The following is a 19989-nucleotide window of genomic DNA, read 5'->3' on the forward strand; positions in this document are numbered from 1 at the left end:
GGGCGGCTGCGCCGCCCCAACCCACAAACATAAAAAGAAACAGGACCAAAACCAATGTGAAACCGGACATTTCTATCTAGCCAGAAACCGGACATTTCAATCTGGCCTCGACAAAATTTGTGAGTCCCAAGTTCAGATGTAGGGTTTCCGCTAAATAGAAATGTCTGGTTCAGGTCTGCCCGAGGCGCATGCTATCCGCGCGCAACCCGGCGGAGCCTGCCATGAACGAGCCAGGACTGGTGACGATTAACCAGACCGGTAACGTCTCCAGAGCTTCAGGATCGCCACGTAGGCCAGAATCGCGACGATCAGATCGATGATGACCATGGTCGGAATATAGAGATTATCGGAGTCACTAATGCCGAGTCGGTCAGAGGCGTCAATCCAGAACATTATCTGGCCCTCAGGCATCGGTAACGGATACGTATGGACGTAGCGAACAGAAAGAAGAAATAATCCGATAAATAACGCTACTTTAAATATTCTACGGACAAGTGTCGCCATGCGCCGTTACCTCAATCGTTCCATATGCACGAATGCCTGAATTGCGAGCGGGGATAGTGAAGGTGTGCAGGAGTGCGCGTCTTATTTTTTCGAAATCTGCATAACCAGGGAGGGTAATGCAGCCTTTCGATAGACCGCGACCGCCTGCTGGATGCAAGCGGAATTGTCCGCGCTCGACACCATTAATCCAGGTGTGGTCATCGATAATGCCGTCGTCACGATAAAGTGCGAACCACTCTTCATGATTAGTACGTCGGCCGACTACGCCGCTCCAGATGTCTTTTGCATGCGCTTCAGTTCTGGATCTGAATCCGCCTGTTGGACGATCTACTATCCAATAGATCCCTGTTGGAAGCGGACCATTATCAGGCACCGTAGTACAGCCTCCTTTGTTCCGATAGATACCGTCACCTGAGTATGCTTTAAATGTACCAATGCCGGGAATAATCAATGAAGATCTGTCCTTATCGATTATAAATTTTCCATAAAACGCCAATTGATGCACTCCCCTTGTGTCGATTATTTAATCAGAATGCCACGTAAGAGAAAGCGCAAGGTATCTTAATAATGCCCTGTTGCTGATTAACATCAGACAATATGGAATTATTAAAAATCAGAAAATTCCTAATCCCACGGACAGAAAATTCCTGTATCGGCCCCCTGCAGGTTACTCGATCACCGTTGGATTTTCAGGCAGCGGAGAGTATGTACCGAATTACCTTGGGCTCGGCGCCGCCGAACCTGTCCCACTCGCGCGACCTCACTGATAGCCGTGGCTGCCGAGTACCTGCTGCATGTTGGAGCCTTCCCACGAACCGGACCGGCTATTCGTCATAGCCGCGTCCTCGGCCAACATGGCAAGCAACTTCGGCACAGTCATCGAACCGTGCGTCGTCTCGTTCGGGTCAACCCGGTTGCAGCTATCGACCACAACCTGCAGATCATTGTAGACAGCCTGTGGAATCTCCATCTCGATCTTCACGATGCCAGTCATCACGTCACTCCTGGATAAGCCGGAACGTATCCATACTCACACTGACTCTGTAGCGTCGCAGCTGGTCCGGGTGCGCGACGATCTCCGTCGTCACCTCGACGTCGTGGCCATCGTCGCTGAGTGCGATGAGGTGCTCACCCGGCACGACATACAGGTGGACTTGCTGCGACGGGCGCCGCGCCGCGGCTTCCTTACCGTCGACCCGCACGCGCTCCGGGGTCTGAGATATCCAAGCCTTAAAATATGTTCAACGTAAATTAAATTACCCCCCCCCCCAAATTTGTAGGTCCCAAATAGAAATGTCGTGTTTGCGGGTTCAGGCTGGTAGCCAGCATTCGTTGAGGAGCGCCGGCCATGAACGCTATTGTAGTGACTCAGTTGCATGAACCGCTCCCGCGGAGCAGCCATCCACTTGCAGTATGCTTTGCGCGTGCCCCCTGGCATGCGCCTTTATTTCGTGCCCGATGTCCCGCGTTGCACCCGGGATCGGGAGCATCCACTCTTGCGAACAGCAAAATGAATCTCAAGCAGCTGGAGTACTTCGTTCGTGTCGCCGAGTTGGGCAGCTTCGGCAAGGCTGCCATGCAACTGAACATGACCCAGCCGGCGCTTTCGCGTCAGGTGCGGCTACTGGAGACGGATCTGCGCGCGACGCTGCTGATCCGTAACGGACGAGGCGTTGTCCTGACCGAAATCGGCAAGCGTCTATTCGATCATGGCGTGAGCATCCTGCGGCTTGTCGCGAGCGTCACCGAAGACATCGAAGCCGCGCGCGACGAGCCGTCCGGACACATCGTGCTGGGACTACCGCCGAGCATGACCCGGCGGCTGACGCCGTTCCTTGTCGATACTTTCCGCCGCGAATTGCCGGCTGCATCGCTGGCCATCGTCGAGGGGCTTTCGACCCATCTCGTCGAATGGATTGCAATGGGCCGGGTGGATCTGGGCCTCATCCACAATCCCCAACCCAATCCGGCTATCGAGATCACGCCCGTGCTCGACGAGGCGCTTGGCCTCGTGAGCCGCGCGACGCGTGGCGATGCGAAAGCCAAACCGCTGCCCTTTTCCCAGCTCGCCGACTATCCCCTGATTCTTCCCGGACACACTCACGCGATGCGCCGGCTTCTCGACACCCAGGCGGCCATGTCCGGGGTGAAGCTGAATATCGCCCTGGAAGTTTCGAGCGTCCCGTCCATTCTCGATCTCGTCAATGCAGGCTACGGCCATGCCGTACTGCCCCAGACAGCGCTTGCCGCCTCGGATCGGCCGAAGGCATTCACGCTGCGCCCGTTCAAGGACCCCATGCTGACCAGTACGCTGTGTCTCGCGGAATCCGCGCACAAGCCGACCAGCCGGCTCGTGCGGCAGACCGCCCGGCTGCTGCGCGAGATCGTTTCCCATGCCGAATCGTTATAGCAGCTAGTAGGATCGTTGTACTAGGCAATGCATACCCCAATGGCCAGAATCGGGCCATGGAAAACTTTGCTGCTTCTGTTCGTTCCGACGCGAGACTTTCCGGCGTCTCGTCGATGGCGACCCGCCTGCTGCTCGCCGATATCGGCACGTTATACCGCGAGCAACGCGGTATCGACGTGCATTTCAGGTCTGTCGGCGGCGTCGATGCCGCGCGGCTCGTGCGTGACGGCCATCCCTTCGATCTTGCCGTACTCGCGAGCGACGCCATCGACGCACTGATCGCAAGCGGCCATCTCGTGAGCGACAGCAGGACCGATGTCGCCCGCTCGAACGTCGCCGTGGCGGTCCGCGCCGGCGCGCCCCATCCCGCGATCCATAACGCAAAGGCATTGCGCGAAGCGCTGCTCGGCGCGCATAGCGTGGGCTATTCCACGGGACCGAGCGGCACGGCCCTCATGAATCTGCTTGAAACGTGGGGGATTCGGGACGCCATGGCCGATCGCTTCGTGCTGGCAGCGCCCGGCGTACCGGTCGGCCAGCTTGTTGCCGATGGCGTCGTGGAACTCGGCTTCCAGCAACTCAGCGAACTCATGAATCTGCCCGGCATCGACGTGCTGGGAACCATGCCGCACGACTGCGCGATCGTGACGACATTCTCCGCCGCGCTTTGCACGGGTGCGGCTCATCCCGACCCTGCGCGCGATCTGCTTCAGGTCCTGCACTCAGCCATCACTGACGAACTCAAGCATCGCCACGGCATGGAACCCGCGTGAGCGAGCGCACTTCCCTTCTTCAAGAACTCCTCATGATTATCGACATACACGGTCACTACACGACGGCGCCCAAGGCGCTCGAAGCATGGCGCAATCGCCAGATCGCCGGCATCGCGGACCCCGCACAGATGCCGCGCGTCTCGGAACTCGTCATCACCGACGACGAGCTTCGCGAGAGCATCGAGAATAATCAGCTCAGCAAGATGCGCGAGCGCGGCTCCGACCTCACGGTGTTTTCGCCGCGCGCGAGCTTCATGGCCCATCACATTGGCGACTTCAACGTCAGCAGCACGTGGGCGGCGATCTGCAACGAACTGATCCATCGCGTCTCGGCGCTCTTCCCCGCTCATTTCATCGGCGCGGCCATGCTGCCCCAGTCGCCCGGCGTCGATCCGCGCTCGTGCATTCCCGAGCTCGAACGATGCGTGAGGGACTACGGATTCGTTGCCGTCAATCTGAATCCGGACCCATCGGGCGGTCACTGGACTTCGCCGCCGCTCACGGACCGGCACTGGTATCCGCTGTACGAAAAGCTGGTGGAGCTCGACGTTCCCGCAATGATCCACGTCTCGACCTCGTGCAACGCATGCTTTCACACGACGGGCGCGCACTACATCAACGCCGACACGACAGCATTCATGCAACTGGTTCAGGGCGATCTGTTCAGTGATTTTCCGACGCTCAGGTTCGTGATCCCGCACGGCGGCGGCGCTGCACCCTATCACTGGGGACGCTATCGCGGTCTCGCGCAGGAACTGAAAAAGCCGCTGCTCACGGAACATCTGCTCAACAACGTCTTCTTCGATACCTGCGTCTATCACCAGCCCGGTATCGACCTGCTCACGAAGGTCATTCCCGTCGATAACATCCTCTTTGCGTCCGAGATGATCGGCGCGGTTCGTGGGATCGATCCGGAAACCGGCCATTACTACGACGATACGCGGCGCTACATCGAGGCGACGCTCAACCTCAGTGCGGAGGAGCGTTACAAGGTCTACGAAGGTAACGCGCGCCGTGTCTATCCGCGTCTGGACGCGGCACTCGAAAAGAAGGAGAAACAGAATGTTTGAACTCGGCGTCGTACATCGCCATATCGAACGCACGGAGCCGGCGCTTGCCGGCGCATTCGCAAGCTACGGCTGTGCCACCGTGCACGAGGCCATGGGCCGTGTCGGTCTCATGAAGCCGTATATGCGTCCGATCTATGCCGGCGCCCAGGTTGCCGGTACGGCCGTCACCGTCCTGTTGCAACCGGGCGACAACTGGATGCTCCACGTCGTGGCCGAACAGATCCAGCCGGGCGATATCGTCGTTGCCGCGGTCACGGCGGAGTGCTCGGATGGCTATTTCGGCGACCTGCTGGCGACCAGCTTCAAGGCGCGCGGCGCGCGCGCGCTCGTGATCGACGCGGGCGTGCGTGACGTCAGGACGCTCACGGAGATGCAGTTTCCCGTCTGGAGCCGTTTCGTCAGCGCGAAGGGGACGATCAAGGCCACGCCCGGTTCCGTGAACATCCCGCTGGTGTGTGCCGGTGCGCTCGTCACGCCAGGTGACGTGATCGTGGCCGACGACGACGGCGTGGTCTGTGTGCCGCGCGGTATCGCGCAAGAGACACTCGAAGCCGCGAGGTCGCGCGAGGCCAATGAAGCGGGCAAACGCGAAAAGCTCGCCAGCGGCGTGCTGGGGCTCGATATGTACGGCATGCGCGAGCCGCTGGCGAAAGCCGGCCTCCGCTACGTTGATTGAGGAGACGCACATGTCCAGCATGAATTCCAGAATCACCACGGGTCCCTTCGAGAAAACGCCGGGTTGGCTCGACTGGTTGGAAAACCCGAGCCGCCCGCTATTCGCCCTGCCCGCCGGCGCCGTGGACACGCATTGCCACGTGTTCGGTCCGGGCGAGCAGTTCCCGTACGCACCGCAACGCAAGTACACGCCGTGCGATGCCTCGAAGGAACAGCTCTTCGCGCTGCGCGATCATCTCGGCTTTGCACGCAACGTGGTCGTTCAGGCGACCTGCCACGGGTCCGACAATCGCGCGATGGTCGATGCGCTGATTCATTCGAATGGGCGTGCGCGGGGCGTCGCCACGCTGCCTTTCGACGTTACCGACGCGGAACTGCAACGCCTGCACGACGTGGGCGTGCGCGGTGTGCGCTTTAACTATGTTCGGCGTCTCGTGGACATCACGCCTGCCGATGAACTGCTGAAAATGGCTCACCGCATTGCTCCGCTCGGCTGGCATGTCGTGATCTATTTCGAGGCACCGGATCTCCCGGAGTTGTGGGACTTCTTCACCTCGTTGCCGACTACCGTTGTTGTAGACCACATGGGGCGCCCGGATGTGACGAAGCCGGTCGACGGTCCCGAATTCGAGCTCTTCGTGCGCTTCATGCGCGAGAACCCGAACGTGTGGTCCAAGGTCACTTGCCCGGAGCGTCTTTCCGTTTCCGGTCCGGCTGCGCTGGATGGTCAGCGCGCGGCCTATCGCGACGTCGTGCCGTTTGCCCGCCGCCTCGTCGAAACTTTCCCGGATCGCGTGCTTTGGGGTACTGACTGGCCGCATCCGAACCTGACCGCGCACATGCCCGACGATGGCCTGCTGGTCGACTTCATTCCGCAGATCGCGCCGACGGCAGCGCTTCAGAAGAGCCTGCTGGTCGATAATCCGATGCGCCTGTACTGGCCAGAGGAAACCTGAACAGTTTTTCCCGCACTGCCTGGATTTCGTGGCGGGCATGGCAACGTGCCGTGACTCTCAGGCCCCTCGGGCCCGCCACTTCACTCATCGATAATACAAGGAGACATCCCCGTGCAATCCGCGCCTACCCAAGCCGCGGGTCTCGTACTCACCCCCTGGCAGAAATCGCAGGCAGTTGCGATGTCCTGTCTTGGCTGGGCATTCGACCTCTTCGACCTCTTTATCCTGCTGTACGTGGCACCGATACTCGCCACGGTATTCTTCGACTCGTCGCGGCAGATGCTCTCGCTGGCCGCAGTCTACGGTGCTTTCACGGCGACGCTGATCATGCGTCCGGTCGGCGGCTATCTGTTCGGCCGGTACTCGGATCGTCATGGCCGCAAGAAGACGCTGGTGGTCGCATCCGTCGGGGTGGGCGTATCGACGGCACTCATGGGCACGATCCCAACCTATCAGAGCATCGGCATCCTCGCGCCGATGCTCTTTTTGCTGTTGCGCCTGATTCAGGGCGTATATATGGGCGGAATGGTTGCGGCCACCCATACGCTCGGCACCGAATCGATCGGTCCGAAGTACCGGGGGTTGGCTTCCGGGATCATCTGCGGTGGCGGCTCCGGCATCGGCAAGCTCTTCGCCTCCCTTATCTTCGTGCTGGTGAGTGCCCTGATTCCGCCCGCGGCATTCACGGCGTGGGGCTGGCGCATCATGTTTTTCTCCGGCCTCGCGAGTTCGCTGCTTGGCCTGTTCGTTTTCACGCGCCTTCAGGAGTCGCCGCTGTGGCTCGCACTTGCGGCGCAACATCGGGCGGAACCGACGAGGCCGCAGAAGAAGGCCAGTGCGCTGAGCGGCGGCTTCGTGGGCATCACGGTCGGGTGCGTATTGCTGACCCTCGCCGGCGGCGGCCTGTCGTATCTCACTTCGGGTTACCTGCCGACATTCCTGAAGATCGTCAATCACGTACCGCACACCACGATGGGTATGATCCTGAGCGTGTCCGCCGTGTGCGTGAGCCTGACGTCGGTGCTGGCGGGCGCGCTCACGGACCGCATCGGCCGGCGGCGCGCGATGCTTTTCTACGGCCTGATCTCGTTGGTGTCGATCCCCTTGCTGTACCTCGGGTTGACCCATGCCGAGGGAATCGGCGCAATCGCGGTCTATACGATTGCACTCAGCTCCATCGGCACGTTCTGCTATTCACCGCTCGTGATCGTGCTCAATGAGCGCTTTCCGACTGCGATCCGTTCGAGTGGCACCGCCATCTCGTGGAACGTGGGCTTTGCCATCGGCGGCTCGATGCCGACCCTCGTCTCGCTGCTCGCGACCGACGTCGGCGCCCTGCCGATGACGCTGGCTACGGTCAGCGCGCTCGTCAGCCTCGTGTATCTGGCCGTCGTATTCCTGATGCCGGAGACGAAGGGCGCGATGGACGAATCTTCCGTGCCGGCGGCATAGCGGGTTTTCGCGGCATCGGGGCGTATCCGCTTCAGCCGGTACTGTCGTCGCTCCGATCCACCTTATCTCTTCGTTTCGATCCTGTCATCGGGGTGCGGCTCGTGGCCGACGCCCCGGACAGGTGTCGAAAAAATAACAATTAATCAGGATGACAAATCATGAATCAAAGCCCGGGATCCGGAAAGCTTCGTGCAATCAGCGTTGCCTCTCTCGCCTGTGCCTCTCTTGCCATGTGTGTGGGCGATGCGCATGCGGCCACGCTTTCAGGCGACGATTCGTCGTCGGTTAACCTGTACGGTTTGATCGGCACGTACGTTACCCAGTCGAAGCTCAGCACGACACCGAAGGGGACGGTTCAGATGGGCGGCGGCGGACTCACGACCTCATACTGGGGCATGAGCGGCAATGGGGCGCTGGGTGGCGGGACTCGCGTCATTTTCAAGCTCGAAAGCTTTTTTCGGCCCAATACCGGCCAGATGGGCCGCAACACCACCGATGGCCTGTTCTCGCGTAACGCGTATGTGGGGCTGGCAAACGACACCTACGGGACAGTCAAGTTCGGCCTGCAGACGACGCAGACGTATCTGAACCAGAGCATGCTCAATCCGTTCGGATCGTCCGTCGTGTTTTCGCCGCTCGTCGTGCAGTCGTACGTGGCAGGCTACAACGGACAGGTGATCGGCGATACCGTCTGGGGCAATACGCTCGGCTACTATTCGCCTTCGTTCTACGGGCTAACGGGTGTCGTTCAGTATTCGGTCAGCAGCGCGACGGGTCAGCAGGGGCGCGACAATCTCGGCCTGCACCTCGTCTACGAGCATGGGCCTGTGCAGGCCGCGTTTTCGGCTCAGCGGGTGCGAGGGGCGCCGAATTCTCCTGGGGTGGATCAAACGCTCTACCTCGCGGGTGCGACCTATAACGCGCAGTTCGCGAAGTTCTACGGCACACTCCAGACCACGAATACCACGACTTCGCACATTGGCACGCATACGTACCAGCTCGGCGTATCCGTTCCGGTGACTGCGGTATCGTACATACTCGCCTCATGGGCCACCACCCGGCAGAGCGCGTCATCAAACCAGGATTCGGTGCATAACACGGGATCGATCGGCTACGACTACTATCTCTCGAAACGCACGGATGTCTATGGTGTGTATTCGTACGACAGGATTTCCGCGCATCCTTCGGGCAGCACCTATGGTGCGGGGATCCGGCATCTGTTTTGATGCGAGGGGATTTCCGGTTCAGCTTCCCGGTCAACTTTGTCGCCATCCAGTCAATGACGCGACTTCGCAGTCTTTCGTGGCCTTTGCCCAATAGCGGAGCAACCACGCCACCGGCACTATGACACCACGGCATTGGTTCGCTGAAAGCGCTTCGTCGTAGAACAGTAGCTACCGCCCGCGAAAAACATGGCAGAAAGTAAAACGCCCGCTATACGCGGGCGTTCGTTTGTCCATCAATACCTGAATCGACCATCCTCGCCACACATTCCAGGACAACCCCGCAACCCGAAACGATCGATTCATCGAACCGCGCATCCCGCCGTCATGACGTCAATCAAACCGTCATCATGGCCGGATACGCGTATTTCCATCAGCCCGCTACCGAGATGCCGAAAACGTGCATCTTGCCGGCGCTGACATTCGCGGGCAGCGTCACGCTCTGCACGATCTTGGTCGGGTCGATCGCGATCGCCTGCGAGAACAGATAGCTCTTCGTGTTGTCACGGGCACCCGACGCGTTGTTGCGATAGGTCATCGTCACCGCGGCCGTATTCGTCAGCGTGCCGCCGCCGCCATTCAACGTGCCGTCGTCGAGCGTCAGCGATGCGGAGAGGCTCGTGCCGTCCGTGTAGTGGACCGTCACCGTGCCGGTGCTCGGCCCGTTGCCCGATGCGCCGAGGAACACGAGGCTCGAACCCTTCGAACCGGCCGGCATGTCGATCGTCTGACCGGCCACGACCACGTTATCGAGCGACTGCTGGTTCTGCGTCAGGTTGACCGGCAACGAGAACGTTGCGCCGAGCGTCGTCACGCTGCCCGACGAACCGATCGCTGCCACGAGGGCCGTCGTCGACAGGCTGTTCAGGCTGCCGTCGAATGCCGCGCCGGTACCGGCGGTAGCGCTGCTGCCGTCGAGGCTGAAGCCCTGGTTGTTGAAGGCGTCGGCGAGGCTCGTGTATTCAGGCAGACCGAACGACGGCGGCGGATTGGACGGATCGGTACCCCAGCTCGATGCCGAGCTGCCCATCGAATAGGCGAGCGAGCCGCCGTTCGAGACGTCGGCAAACGACAGCCACGGCGCATTGGCCGCCTTGCCGTTGACCATCAGCGACTGCACGTAGTTCGAGTTCGGTGCGCCAGGAGCCGTGATCTTGATCTGCTTGCCGTTCTCCAGCGTGATCGTGGCTGCTGCAACCTGCGGGCTATGCAATGCGAAACCCGCCACGCCGGGGACTTCCGGATACATGCCGATCATCGCCCAGACATACCAGCTCGACATCGCGCCCATATCGTCGTTGCCCGGCAGACCGCCCGGCGTCGCCGCGAACTGCGTCGTGACGATTTTCTGAATCAGGTCGGACGTCTTGGACGGTGCGCCAGCCCAGTTGTACACCCAGGGAATCGCAAACGAGGGCTCGTTGCCGATGTACAGGTAAGGCGACCCGTTGCCGGCATTGAGCTGGGTCTGCATGGTGTCGAGGCGTGTCTGCACCGTGCTGTTGCCACCGAGCAGCGAGACGAGTCCGGAAAGATTCCAGGGCACCATCCACGTGTACTGCTCCGCGCTGCCTTGCTCGTAATTGTCAGTACTGCTCTGGGTTTCGTTCGTGTATGCCCCGCCCGTCGTACGCGCGGTGAGCAGCGGCGGCGTATCGGCGGTGTCGATCGAGTACTGCCAGCCGGCCGAACGGCCCAGCGCCTGCTTCGCCATCCACGTGTTGCCGAGCGCGGCCGCAAATTGCGAGGCGGCGAAATCGGTCTGGTTGTATTCGAGGCTCGACGACGCGATCGCGCTTTCGCCCGACGTGATGTAGCCGAACTTCAGATAGGTCGACCGCCCGCCGTTCACGCCGATCGTGCTGCCGCCCGAGTTCTTGCACACGGCCAGGTTGTTCGTGTTCAGCTGCGCCATGATGTGATTCAGCGCGCCGGTCGTGTCGAACTTCTGCGCGCCGAACGCGTACGCGGTCGCCACGATGTTCGTGCCGCCGTCGCCGACCATCGTGCCCGAATCGTAGTTGTCGTTGACCCAGCGCGGAATCGCACCGCACTGGTCCGCGTCGTTGAGCAGCGACTGCACCATGTCGCTCGTCTCGGTCGGGAACAGCATTGCGCGCAACGGCATCTGCGAACGATAGACGTCCCAGTTCGAGAAGCCGGTGTACTGCGCGTTCTGGCCGTTGGCGACCGTGTGGACCGTACCGTCGAAGCCGAGGTACTGGCCGTTCGTGTCGCTGAAGATGCTCGGCGCCCACAGCGCGTGGTAGAGCGCCGTGTAGAAGTTGGTCATCGAGTCGCTCGAACTCGGCGTGATGGCGATCGTGCTGAGGCGCTGATTCCAGGCCGTGTCGGCGGCATTCTTGATGCCGTCGAAGTCCCAGCCGGCATTCTCGGTGTCGAGATTCTGCTTGGCATTGGCCATGCTGACGTACGAAATGCCGACCTTCACGAGCACTTGCGCGCCCGGCGCAAAGGACAGGTCGGCAACGCCGGCGCTGACCGTCGAGGACTGGATCGGCTGGCTGAACTCGGCGTAGAAGTAAACCGGCACGCGGCTCGACGAGCTTTCGAAATTGCCGCCCACCGTATAGCCCGCGACTTCGGTGCTCGAGATCTGGGTAATCTGACCCGTCGTCGATTGCAGCGTATTGGTGCGGGTGGTGTCGATATGGATGAACGCCGGGTTGTTCGCCGGGAACGTGAAGCGCCCGAAGCCCGTGCGCAGCGTGGCGGTCAGCTCGACCTTCACCGAGTTGTCGAGCGCGACGGCGTAGTAGCCGGGCTTGGCCGTCTCGTTCGTGTGCGAGAACGTCGGCGTCAGATTCGCGAGGCTGGTGGTCGCGACAAACGGAATTTCACCGTCGTTGCCCTGCCCGCCGGTGCCGCTCATGTGCGTCAGACTGAAACCCGCGATCGAGTTGAGGTCGTAGTAGTAGCCAGAGGGCGAACCCGGTTCGGCGGTGGAGCTGGAAGCCGGCGTCGTATTGGTATCGGGCCCCCACTGCACCATGCCCGACGGCAGTCCGGCCGCCGGCAGCGTGTTGCCTCCCGCGCCGTGCGCAGTCGGCGTCGGCGAAGTGCCCGGCGCCGTGCCGATCAGCGGATTGACGTATTGCGTCAGCGACTGCGCGACCGGCGGGGTCGTCGAGCCACCCGACGGCGGCGTCGTGGTCGACCCGCCAGGCGAGGTCGGCGATCCGCCCTGCGGCGATGACGGCGACGACGGAGCCGTGTTGTTCGTGCTGCCCCCGCACCCCGCCAGGATTAATGTGGTAAGTGTTCCTACCGCCCCAAGCCGTATTTTATTTAACATACCCAATTGCCCTATTAAAAATAAAATATCCGGCGTACGTTACGCCGCCAGATTCCGTTAATTCATTCTTATTGATCTGAAACTACATGAATAAACTGGGCGGACAACGGCCTCGCCAACTGGAACGGTCTCCCGGTCCGGTTACGAAAAGGCAGCGCAATCCATTTGGAATATCGCGATGGGCGGCATTATCAGTGTGAAATATAACGATTTCGTTTAATAAACATGACTGGGGCGTGAAGGTGTCAGGTATTCGTAAAGTAATGGGGAAAACGCTTTACCGTGTTTCGCGGCGCATGCCGCAGCGGTCGCGACGTGTGTTGATGGTGAGGAGACGACGGATGGTTTCGTGCTTCAGTCCGTTGCGAAGACCGGTATCGCGATAGCGCGTCAGGCACGAAGGTAGCAGTCGTGTCTTGCTGCTTCACTCGTTCTTGAAGCCGCCTGTCACGATCGTTGCGTAGTGCTGCGCTGCGGGCGCACCCATGTGTTCCGCTATAACAAGGATCGCGCACTCTCTTCTTTCCGTGAATTCCGCAAGTGCACATTGCAATAATCCACTTAATCGATAGGAGAGCTTGTAATCGCAATCCGCGAATCCAGATTCTTGCCGTGCATCAAATACGCCACGAGAGAACATCTCCCGCGTCTTTTCGCTGTCGATAAAACCTGCGGATATTTCCCTTTGCTTTTAATCCGGCATACACTGAATTCAACCTTCTTCCATCGGGCTTGCTTCTGCTTTACCGCTGCCGTTCCTCGGGAACGGATGTTGTTTGCCGTGCTTCGCGAGCCGACGCAAGCCGGGCCGGTTCGTGACCCATCATCATCTGAACGGGACGATCATCATGGCCAATACGAATTACATGGCGCGCAAGACCATCGCCGATATCGTCGGAAGCGCCGACGTGGAAGGCGCCCACGCGCTGTCGAAAACGCTCGGCGCGGCCAGCATCACGGCAATGGGCATCGGTGCGATCATCGGCGCGGGCATTTTCGTGCTAACCGGCACGGCCGCCGCACAATTCGCAGGCCCAAGCATCACGCTGTCGTTCGTGCTGGGCGGCATCGCGTGCGCGTTCGTCGGCCTGTGCTACTCGGAACTCGCGGCGATGCTGCCCGTGTGCGGCAGCAGTTACACGTACACCTATGCGACGCTCGGCGAGATCTTCGCGTGGATCATCGGCTGGGACCTGATCCTCGAATATGCAATGGGCGCGGCGACCGTCGCGGTCGGCTGGTCGGGCTATATTGTGAGTCTGCTGCGCAACGTGGGCATCAACATTCCACCGGCTCTCGCCGCCGCGCCCGGCACCGTCGTCAAGCTCGCCGACGGTTCGAGCGTCACCGGCCTCGTCAATCTGCCGGCCGTGCTCATCGTCGCGATCCTCACGACGATGCTCGTGCTCGGCACCAAAGAATCCGCGCGGCTCAACAACGTGATGGTCGCGATCAAGCTCGTGGTGGTGGTGGCGTTCATCGCGATCGGCGTGTTCTTCATCAAGCCCGAAAACTGGCATCCGTTCATTCCGGCCAATACCGGGCAGTTCGGCAGCTTCGGCATGAGCGGCATTCTGCGCGGCTCGGCCGTGGTGTTCTTCGCGTTCATCGGTTTCGATGCGGTGTCCACTGCCGCGCAGGAAGCGCGACAGCCGCAACGCGACATGCCGATCGGCATCCTCGGTTCGCTGGTCATCTGCACGGTGCTCTATATCCTCGTTGCGGGCGTGCTCACCGGGCTCGTGCCCTACGCCGATCTGAACGTTCCCGATCCGATCGCGAAAGGCGTCGACGCGATCGGCCTGAACTGGTTCGCGATCCTGATCAAGATCGGCGCGCTGACGGGGCTGACGACCGTGATTCTCGTGCTGCTCTATGGACAGAGCCGCATCTTTTTCACGATGTCGCAGGACGGCTTGCTGCCGCCGCTCTTTGCGAACGTGCATCCGCGTCTGCAGACGCCGTATCTGAGCCAGATGCTGATCGGCGCGGTCGTTGCGGTGGTCGCCGCGTTGACGCCGATCGGCGTGCTGGGCGAGATGGTCAGCATTGGCACGCTGTTCGCGTTCATCCTCGTGTGCGGCGCGGTGATCTATCTGCGCCGCAGCGATTCGAACGCGATGCGCCCGTTCCGCGTGCCCGGCGTGCCGGTCGTGCCGGTGCTGGGCATCCTGTTCTGTCTGCTGCTGATGGTGGGGCTGCCGCTCATTACATGGTTGCGGCTCGTCGTGTGGCTCGTGATCGGGATGGCGATTTATCTGTCGTATGGGCGCAATCATTCGGCGCTGCGGAATCCGGAGCGGCGCCGGTGAGCGATTGGGGGGCCGGGCGTTTGCGGAAAGTGCTGCGCCTGGCTCTTTTTCTTGTGCTTCTTATGAGGTTGGTCGTTCAACCGAAATCGGCAGAATACTTAGCTCTGCAATTTTTCAGAGTTTTCCGATTTTTCTTATCTCTACCTTGCCCTACTCTGCGCACTCCACGACTTGCTGCTTGAAAGCAGGAGTGCCGTTGTCGACGCGTCAATGAACGGTAAATCCAGCCAGGCAGTTTTTTGAATCAATATAAGAGGCACATTGACCGGTTTCCGTACCGCTGCAAAATATATGAGAAAAATTGCCACGAAGATATTGGCCGCTCCGGTTCTCGTTGCGCTATCCATGATTGGCGGATGGCAACTGACCTATGTAATCGACAGATTGCCTTTCAATATGCCGGACTCGGTGGATAGGTTCATCGCTTCTGTCTGCTACAGGCAACGACGAGCTTGCCAATCCCGACGATATGGAAGTACTCGTCCTGCTGCTCTACTGGGCACTGGCCACGCTATTTGTCGGCACACTTCTGTATTTAGCTGCTCGGGTGGCGTGCCATTTGCATGCGAGAAAAAACTCACAGAAATCCATTTAAAAAGCATCGTCATGCAAAGTTCTCATTTGTGAATTCATTGTCGTTTCTTGTGAAATTTACTTAATTGTGAATTCAATGACATCTCTCCTGTTGCGAGTTTATTCAACTCGCAACACCCAAAATAAATTGACAAGTTATCCAGACAATGTACGATCAACGGAAATCTTTTCGGGCATTGTCGTGTCCGCCCGTTCAATAGCGCCTGGCGCAATCAAGCATAACGCCGTTAAACCGTAGTCGATCTCACGCGTAAAAAGAGTAGTGCCTTCACCGAGGAGTCTCTCTTGCTCTGCTCCGCATACCGTCTGCGTAGTCGTGCCGTACTGCTTCTGATCGCGGGTTTGCCGCTACTCGTTGCCGGTTGCAACGACCGGCAGGAAGCCCCCACCGCCGCATCGATGCCGCCGCTCCCCGTGCTCGTCGAAACGATCTCGACTACGCCTGTCGCCGATGTGGTCGAACTGCCCGGCCGTATCGAGGCGGTGCGCACCGCGGAGATTCGCGCACGCGTCGACGGTATCGTTCAGCGCACGCTCTACCAGGAAGGCACGGACCTAGCGGCCAACGCGCCGCTGTTTCAGATCGACCCCAGCGACTATCGCGCACAATTGCAGCAGGCGCAGGCGGCACTCGCGCGTGCGACCGCCGTACGCGACAACGCGGCTTCGGTTGTCGATCGCTTCAAGCCGCTCGTCGGCCGCCATGCGGTGAGTGCGCAGGAATACGACGCCGCGCTCGCGACGCAGCAGCAGGCCCAGGCCAACGTTGCCGATGCTCGGGCAGCCGTTTCGCTGGCGCAGCTACGGCTCGACCGCTGCATCGTGCGCACGCCGATCGCCGGGCGCGCGGGCCGCGCGCTCGTCACCGAAGGCGCGCTGGTGAGCGCGGGCGCGGCCACCCTGCTCACCCAGGTCAATCAGCTTACGCCGATCAACGCCGTGTTCACGCAGTCGAACACAGCAATCCTCGACATCGAGCAGCAGATCCAGTCGGGCGCGCGCAAGCCGACCGACATGAAGCACGTCGAGGTGCAACTGATTCTCGCCAACGGCCAGGTCTACAGCGAGCGCGGCTTTCTCGACTTCGCCGATCTCGTCGTCGATCCGTCCACCGGCACGCAGACCGTGCGCGCGCAATTCGCCAATCCTGCGCGCACGCTATTGCCGGGGCAGTTCGTGCGCGGGCGCATCATCGCGGCGGGCAATCTGCGCGGCATCCGCATTCCCGAGCGCGCGGTGCAGCTCGATAACGGCGTGGCGAGCGTCGCGCTCGTGGCCGACGACGGCACCGTGGTTCGCCGCAACGTCGATCTCGGCGAACAGGGCGAAGGCCGCTGGACCGTGCGCGATGGGCTCAAGGCCGGCGAGCGTCTGATCGTCGATGGCTGGCAGAAGGTGCAGCCGGGTCAGCGCGTCGAGGCACGGCCCGTGACCGACGGGCCACCAGCGTCGCCCGCCGCCGCTTCGATCACGCACTGACGGGCCCGCCGATGAATCGATTCTTCGTCGCCCGTCCGGTCTTCGCGTGGGTCATCGCCCTCTTCACGGTGCTGTTCGGCGGGATCGCGGTTGCGCTGCTGCCGGTCGAGCAGTATCCCGATGTTGCCCCGCCATCGCTGAGCATCTCGGCGGTCTTCAGCGGCGCCGATGCGCGCACGCTCGAACGCACTGTCACCTCGATCATCGAGGACGAGATGAACGGCATCGAGAATTTTCTCTACATGTCGTCGGTGAGCCGCGCCAACGGCACGATGCAGATCACGGTCGTGCTCAAGCCCGGCACCAATCTCGACATCGCGCGCAGCCAGGTGCAGGACCGCCTGAGCCGTGTCGAGCCGCGTCTGCCGCTCGAAGTCCGGCAGATCGGCGTGAGCGTGACCAAGGCTTCATCCGGCTTCCTGATGCTGCTCGCGCTGCAGGCGACCGACGGCGCCACCAACGCGGTCGCGATGGGCAACTTTGCGTCGAACAATATCGTCAACGAGTTGCGCCGCATCGACGGCGTCGGCGACGTGCAGCTTTTCGGCTCGTCGTACGCGATGCGAATCTGGCTCGATCCGCGCAAGCTCGCGGGCTTCGGTCTCTCCGCGAGCGAGGTGTTGCAGGCGGTCCAGGAACAGAACAGTCAGACCGCGGGCGGTGGCCTCGGCGACCAGCCGATCGCGCCGGGCTCCGAATTCACTGCACAGATCGTCACGCAAAGCCGCTTCTCGACGCCCGAGCAGTTCCGCGAGGTCATCGTGCGCGCCAATCCGGACGGTTCGACCGTGCGCCTCGGCGACGTCGCTCGCGTCGAACTCGGCAACGACAGCTACGGCAACCGGCTGACCGTGAACGGCAAGGCGTCGGCCGGCATCGCGATCCAGCTTGCGAGCGGTGCCAATGCGCTTGCGGTTGCCAGGGCGGTGCGCCAGCGCATGACCGAGCTGGAGCCAACCTTCCCGCGCGGCATGACGTGGACCGTGCCGTTCGACACCACGCCGTTCATCACGACTTCCGTGCACGGCGTCATGCAGACGATGGTCGAGGCGCTGCTGCTCGTGACCGTCGTCGTGTTCCTGTTCCTGCAGGACTGGCGCGCGACCGTGATTCCCACGATCGTCGTACCGATCGCACTGATCGGCACCTGCGCGGGGCTCTATCTGTTCGGGCTGTCGATCAACATCCTGTCGCTGTTCGGCATGGTCGTCGCGATCGGTATCCTCAACGACGATGCGATCGTCGTCGTCGAAAACGTTGCGCGCATCATGCGCGAGGAAAAACTCAGCGCGCCGCGCGCGACCGTCAAGGCGATCGGCCAGATTTCGGGCGCGGCGATCGCGAGTACGCTCGTGCTCGTCGCCGTGTTCATTCCGATGGCGTTTTTCCCCGGCTCGACGGGCGGCATCTACCGGCAGTTCTCGGTCACGCTGGCCGTGTCGATCACGCTCTCGACGCTGCTGGCGCTCACGCTCGGCGCGGCCTTGTGCGCGGCACTGCTGCGCAGCGAAGAGGCCAGCGGGCCGCCGAAAAACGCGGCCTCGCGTCTACTGCAGCGGGTATTCGACGGCTTCAATCGCGGTCTCGACGCGGGCACCGGCCGCTATATCGGCGGCGTCGATTCGATGCTGCGCTCGCCGTTGCGCTGGCTGTTCGTGTTCGTCGCGGCCTGCGTAATCACCGCGTATTTCTTCGTACGCCTGCCGACCGGTTTTCTGCCGACCGAGGATCAGGGGCATATCTTCGTCACGTATACCGGCGCGCCGGGTTCCACCGAGCAGCGCACGCAACGCGCGGTCGATCAGGTCGAGGCGTTCTTGCGGCGACAGCCGCAGGTGCGCAACGTCGCTTCGGTAACCGGCTTCAGCTTCTTCGGCCAGGGGCAATCGGCGGCGATGTCGTTCGTCGATCTGAAGCCCTGGAACGAACGCTCCGGCGAGGCGAATTCGGCCAGCGCGCTCGTGCGCCGCGCAAATGCCGCGTTCCGGCAGATTCCCGAGGCCGTCATCTTCGCGCTCGATCCGCCGCCGATTCCATCGCTCGGCAATGCAACCGGCTTCACGATGAAGATCCAGGACCGCAGCGGCGTTGGCGGCGAAGCGCTGCAGCAGGCCGCGCGGCGCATGATGATCGAGGCATCGCAAAGTCCCCTGCTCGCAGGCGTGCGTACCGAGGGCATGCCCGAAGCGCCGCAGCTTTACGTCGATATCGATCGCGTAAAGGCGCGCGCGCTCGGTTTGCAGATCGGCCAGGTCAATCAGGCGCTCGCGCTGACGTTCGGTTCGAACTACGTGAACGACTTCGTATTCGAGGGCAATGTACTGCGCGTGCTGCTGCAAGCGGATGCCGAGCAGCGCATGCGCGACGAGGACGTGACCTCGCTGCGCTTGCGCAACAACCGCGGCGAAATGGTGCCGTTCTCGGCGTTCACGCGCGTGCGCTGGATTTCCGGGCCGCAGCAGCTCGAACGCTATAACGGCTTTCCCTCCGCGACGCTGTCGGGCCAGGCCGCTGCGGGCCGTTCGAGCGGCGCGGCGATCGCCGAGATGGAGCGTATCGCCTCGCACGTGCTGACCGGCAATCTCACCTACGAATGGACCGGCACCGCCTTCGAGGAAAAACAGGCGGCCGGCCAGATCGGCATGCTGCTCGGGCTCTCGCTCGTGGTCGTGTTCCTGCTGCTCGCGGCGCTCTACGAGAGCTGGGCGATTCCGGTGGCGGTGCTGCTGATCATTCCGTTCGGCGTGATCGGCGCGGTGCTGCTGACGATGCTGCGCGGCCTTTCCGCGGACGTGTACTTCAACATCGGGCTGGTGACGATCATCGGGCTCGCGGCGAAGAACGCGATTCTGATCGTGGAGTTCGCCATCAAGGAGGAATCCGAAGGAACGGATGCGATGACGGCCGCGAAGAACGGCGCACAACAGCGCCTGCGTCCAATCCTGATGACGAGCGTCACGTTCGTGCTCGGCATGCTGCCGCTCGTGCTCGCGACCGGCGCGGGCGCGGCGAGCCGGCGCGCGGTCGGCACCGGCGTGATGGGCAGCATGTTGACGGCGACGCTGTTCGGCATCTTCTTCACGCCGCTGTTCTATGTGGCTACGCGCCGCTGGCTGAGCCGCAAGAAACGGCCTGTCGATCTCGACGACGACGATTCTCCGACACCCGCGTCGGCACCCGTGCCGGGAGCCGGAGAATTAAGCGGAGGGTCACGCGATGCGTAAG

15 protein-coding genes are annotated in these 19989 nt (G+C 61.4%); 10 read left to right on the plus strand and 5 right to left on the minus strand.

Going from position 1 to position 19989, the window contains the following annotated elements; translation table 11 throughout:
- Window positions 1-246: 246 nt before the first annotated feature.
- The 4 genes from F3J20_RS02310 to F3J20_RS02325 all read right to left on the minus strand — a co-directional run bounded on the left by F3J20_RS02310 (window position 247) and on the right by F3J20_RS02325 (window position 1706).
- On the minus strand, window positions 247-504 hold the full coding sequence (locus F3J20_RS02310; RefSeq protein WP_167041952.1) for a hypothetical protein: 258 nt from the start codon (window positions 502-504) through the stop codon (window positions 247-249).
- A complete protein-coding gene (locus F3J20_RS02315) occupies window positions 485-1000 on the minus strand; it encodes a DUF2778 domain-containing protein (RefSeq protein WP_167042011.1) in 516 nt (171 codons plus the stop codon). The genes F3J20_RS02310 and F3J20_RS02315 overlap by 20 nt, the downstream gene beginning before the upstream one ends.
- Window positions 1001-1264: 264 nt before the next feature.
- The gene (locus F3J20_RS02320) at window positions 1265-1498 is read right to left on the minus strand and encodes a hypothetical protein (protein WP_167281681.1); all 234 of its coding nucleotides are present in this window, start codon (window positions 1496-1498) and stop codon (window positions 1265-1267) included.
- 4 nt (window positions 1499-1502) lie between these two features.
- Window positions 1503-1706 (minus strand): hypothetical protein, encoded by a 204-nt coding sequence (locus F3J20_RS02325; RefSeq protein WP_167281682.1) that lies wholly within the window; start codon window positions 1704-1706, stop codon window positions 1503-1505.
- A gap of 308 nt (window positions 1707-2014) precedes the next feature.
- Here F3J20_RS02325 and F3J20_RS02330 point away from each other — a divergent pair, with 308 nt between their 5' ends.
- The 7 genes from F3J20_RS02330 to F3J20_RS02360 all read left to right on the plus strand — a co-directional run bounded on the left by F3J20_RS02330 (window position 2015) and on the right by F3J20_RS02360 (window position 9066).
- Window positions 2015-2914: a LysR family transcriptional regulator gene (locus F3J20_RS02330; protein ID WP_167041950.1), complete on the plus strand. Its 900-nt coding sequence runs from the start codon at window positions 2015-2017 to the stop codon at window positions 2912-2914.
- 113 nt (window positions 2915-3027) lie between these two features.
- On the plus strand, window positions 3028-3687 hold the full coding sequence (locus F3J20_RS02335) for a substrate-binding domain-containing protein (protein WP_167042010.1): 660 nt from the start codon (window positions 3028-3030) through the stop codon (window positions 3685-3687).
- A gap of 32 nt (window positions 3688-3719) precedes the next feature.
- On the plus strand, window positions 3720-4757 hold the full coding sequence (locus tag F3J20_RS02340; protein WP_167281684.1) for an amidohydrolase family protein: 1038 nt from the start codon (window positions 3720-3722) through the stop codon (window positions 4755-4757).
- Complete coding sequence (gene ligK, locus F3J20_RS02345; protein ID WP_167281686.1) at window positions 4750-5433, plus strand: 4-carboxy-4-hydroxy-2-oxoadipate aldolase/oxaloacetate decarboxylase; 684 nt, start codon at window positions 4750-4752, stop codon at window positions 5431-5433. The genes F3J20_RS02340 and ligK overlap by 8 nt, the downstream gene beginning before the upstream one ends.
- A gap of 19 nt (window positions 5434-5452) precedes the next feature.
- Window positions 5453-6388: an amidohydrolase family protein gene (locus F3J20_RS02350; protein WP_167281687.1), complete on the plus strand. Its 936-nt coding sequence runs from the start codon at window positions 5453-5455 to the stop codon at window positions 6386-6388.
- A 111-nt stretch (window positions 6389-6499) separates the two neighbouring features.
- On the plus strand, window positions 6500-7840 hold the full coding sequence (locus F3J20_RS02355) for an MFS transporter (protein WP_167281689.1): 1341 nt from the start codon (window positions 6500-6502) through the stop codon (window positions 7838-7840).
- A 158-nt stretch (window positions 7841-7998) separates the two neighbouring features.
- Window positions 7999-9066, plus strand: a complete 1068-nt coding sequence (locus F3J20_RS02360; protein WP_167281690.1) for a porin — start codon at window positions 7999-8001, stop codon at window positions 9064-9066.
- A 370-nt stretch (window positions 9067-9436) separates the two neighbouring features.
- Here the strand turns inward: F3J20_RS02360 and F3J20_RS02365 are convergent, their stop codons facing one another.
- Window positions 9437-12379, minus strand: a complete 2943-nt coding sequence (locus F3J20_RS02365) for a GH92 family glycosyl hydrolase (protein ID WP_167281692.1) — start codon at window positions 12377-12379, stop codon at window positions 9437-9439.
- Window positions 12380-13227: 848 nt separating this feature from the next.
- Here F3J20_RS02365 and F3J20_RS02370 point away from each other — a divergent pair.
- The 3 genes from F3J20_RS02370 (at window position 13228) to F3J20_RS02380 (ending at window position 19988) form a co-directional block, all read left to right on the plus strand.
- A complete protein-coding gene (locus tag F3J20_RS02370; RefSeq protein ID WP_167281693.1) occupies window positions 13228-14691 on the plus strand; it encodes an amino acid permease in 1464 nt (487 codons plus the stop codon).
- 879 nt (window positions 14692-15570) lie between these two features.
- Entirely contained in the window at window positions 15571-16764 is a 1194-nt protein-coding gene (locus tag F3J20_RS02375) for an efflux RND transporter periplasmic adaptor subunit (RefSeq protein ID WP_167281695.1), read from the plus strand.
- An 11-nt stretch (window positions 16765-16775) separates the two neighbouring features.
- Window positions 16776-19988, plus strand: a complete 3213-nt coding sequence (locus tag F3J20_RS02380; protein WP_167281697.1) for a multidrug efflux RND transporter permease subunit — start codon at window positions 16776-16778, stop codon at window positions 19986-19988.
- The last annotated feature ends 1 nt before the right edge of the window (window position 19989 follow it).

Source organism: Paraburkholderia sp. Cy-641, assembly GCF_011752945.1.
Taxonomy (GTDB): domain Bacteria; phylum Pseudomonadota; class Gammaproteobacteria; order Burkholderiales; family Burkholderiaceae; genus Paraburkholderia.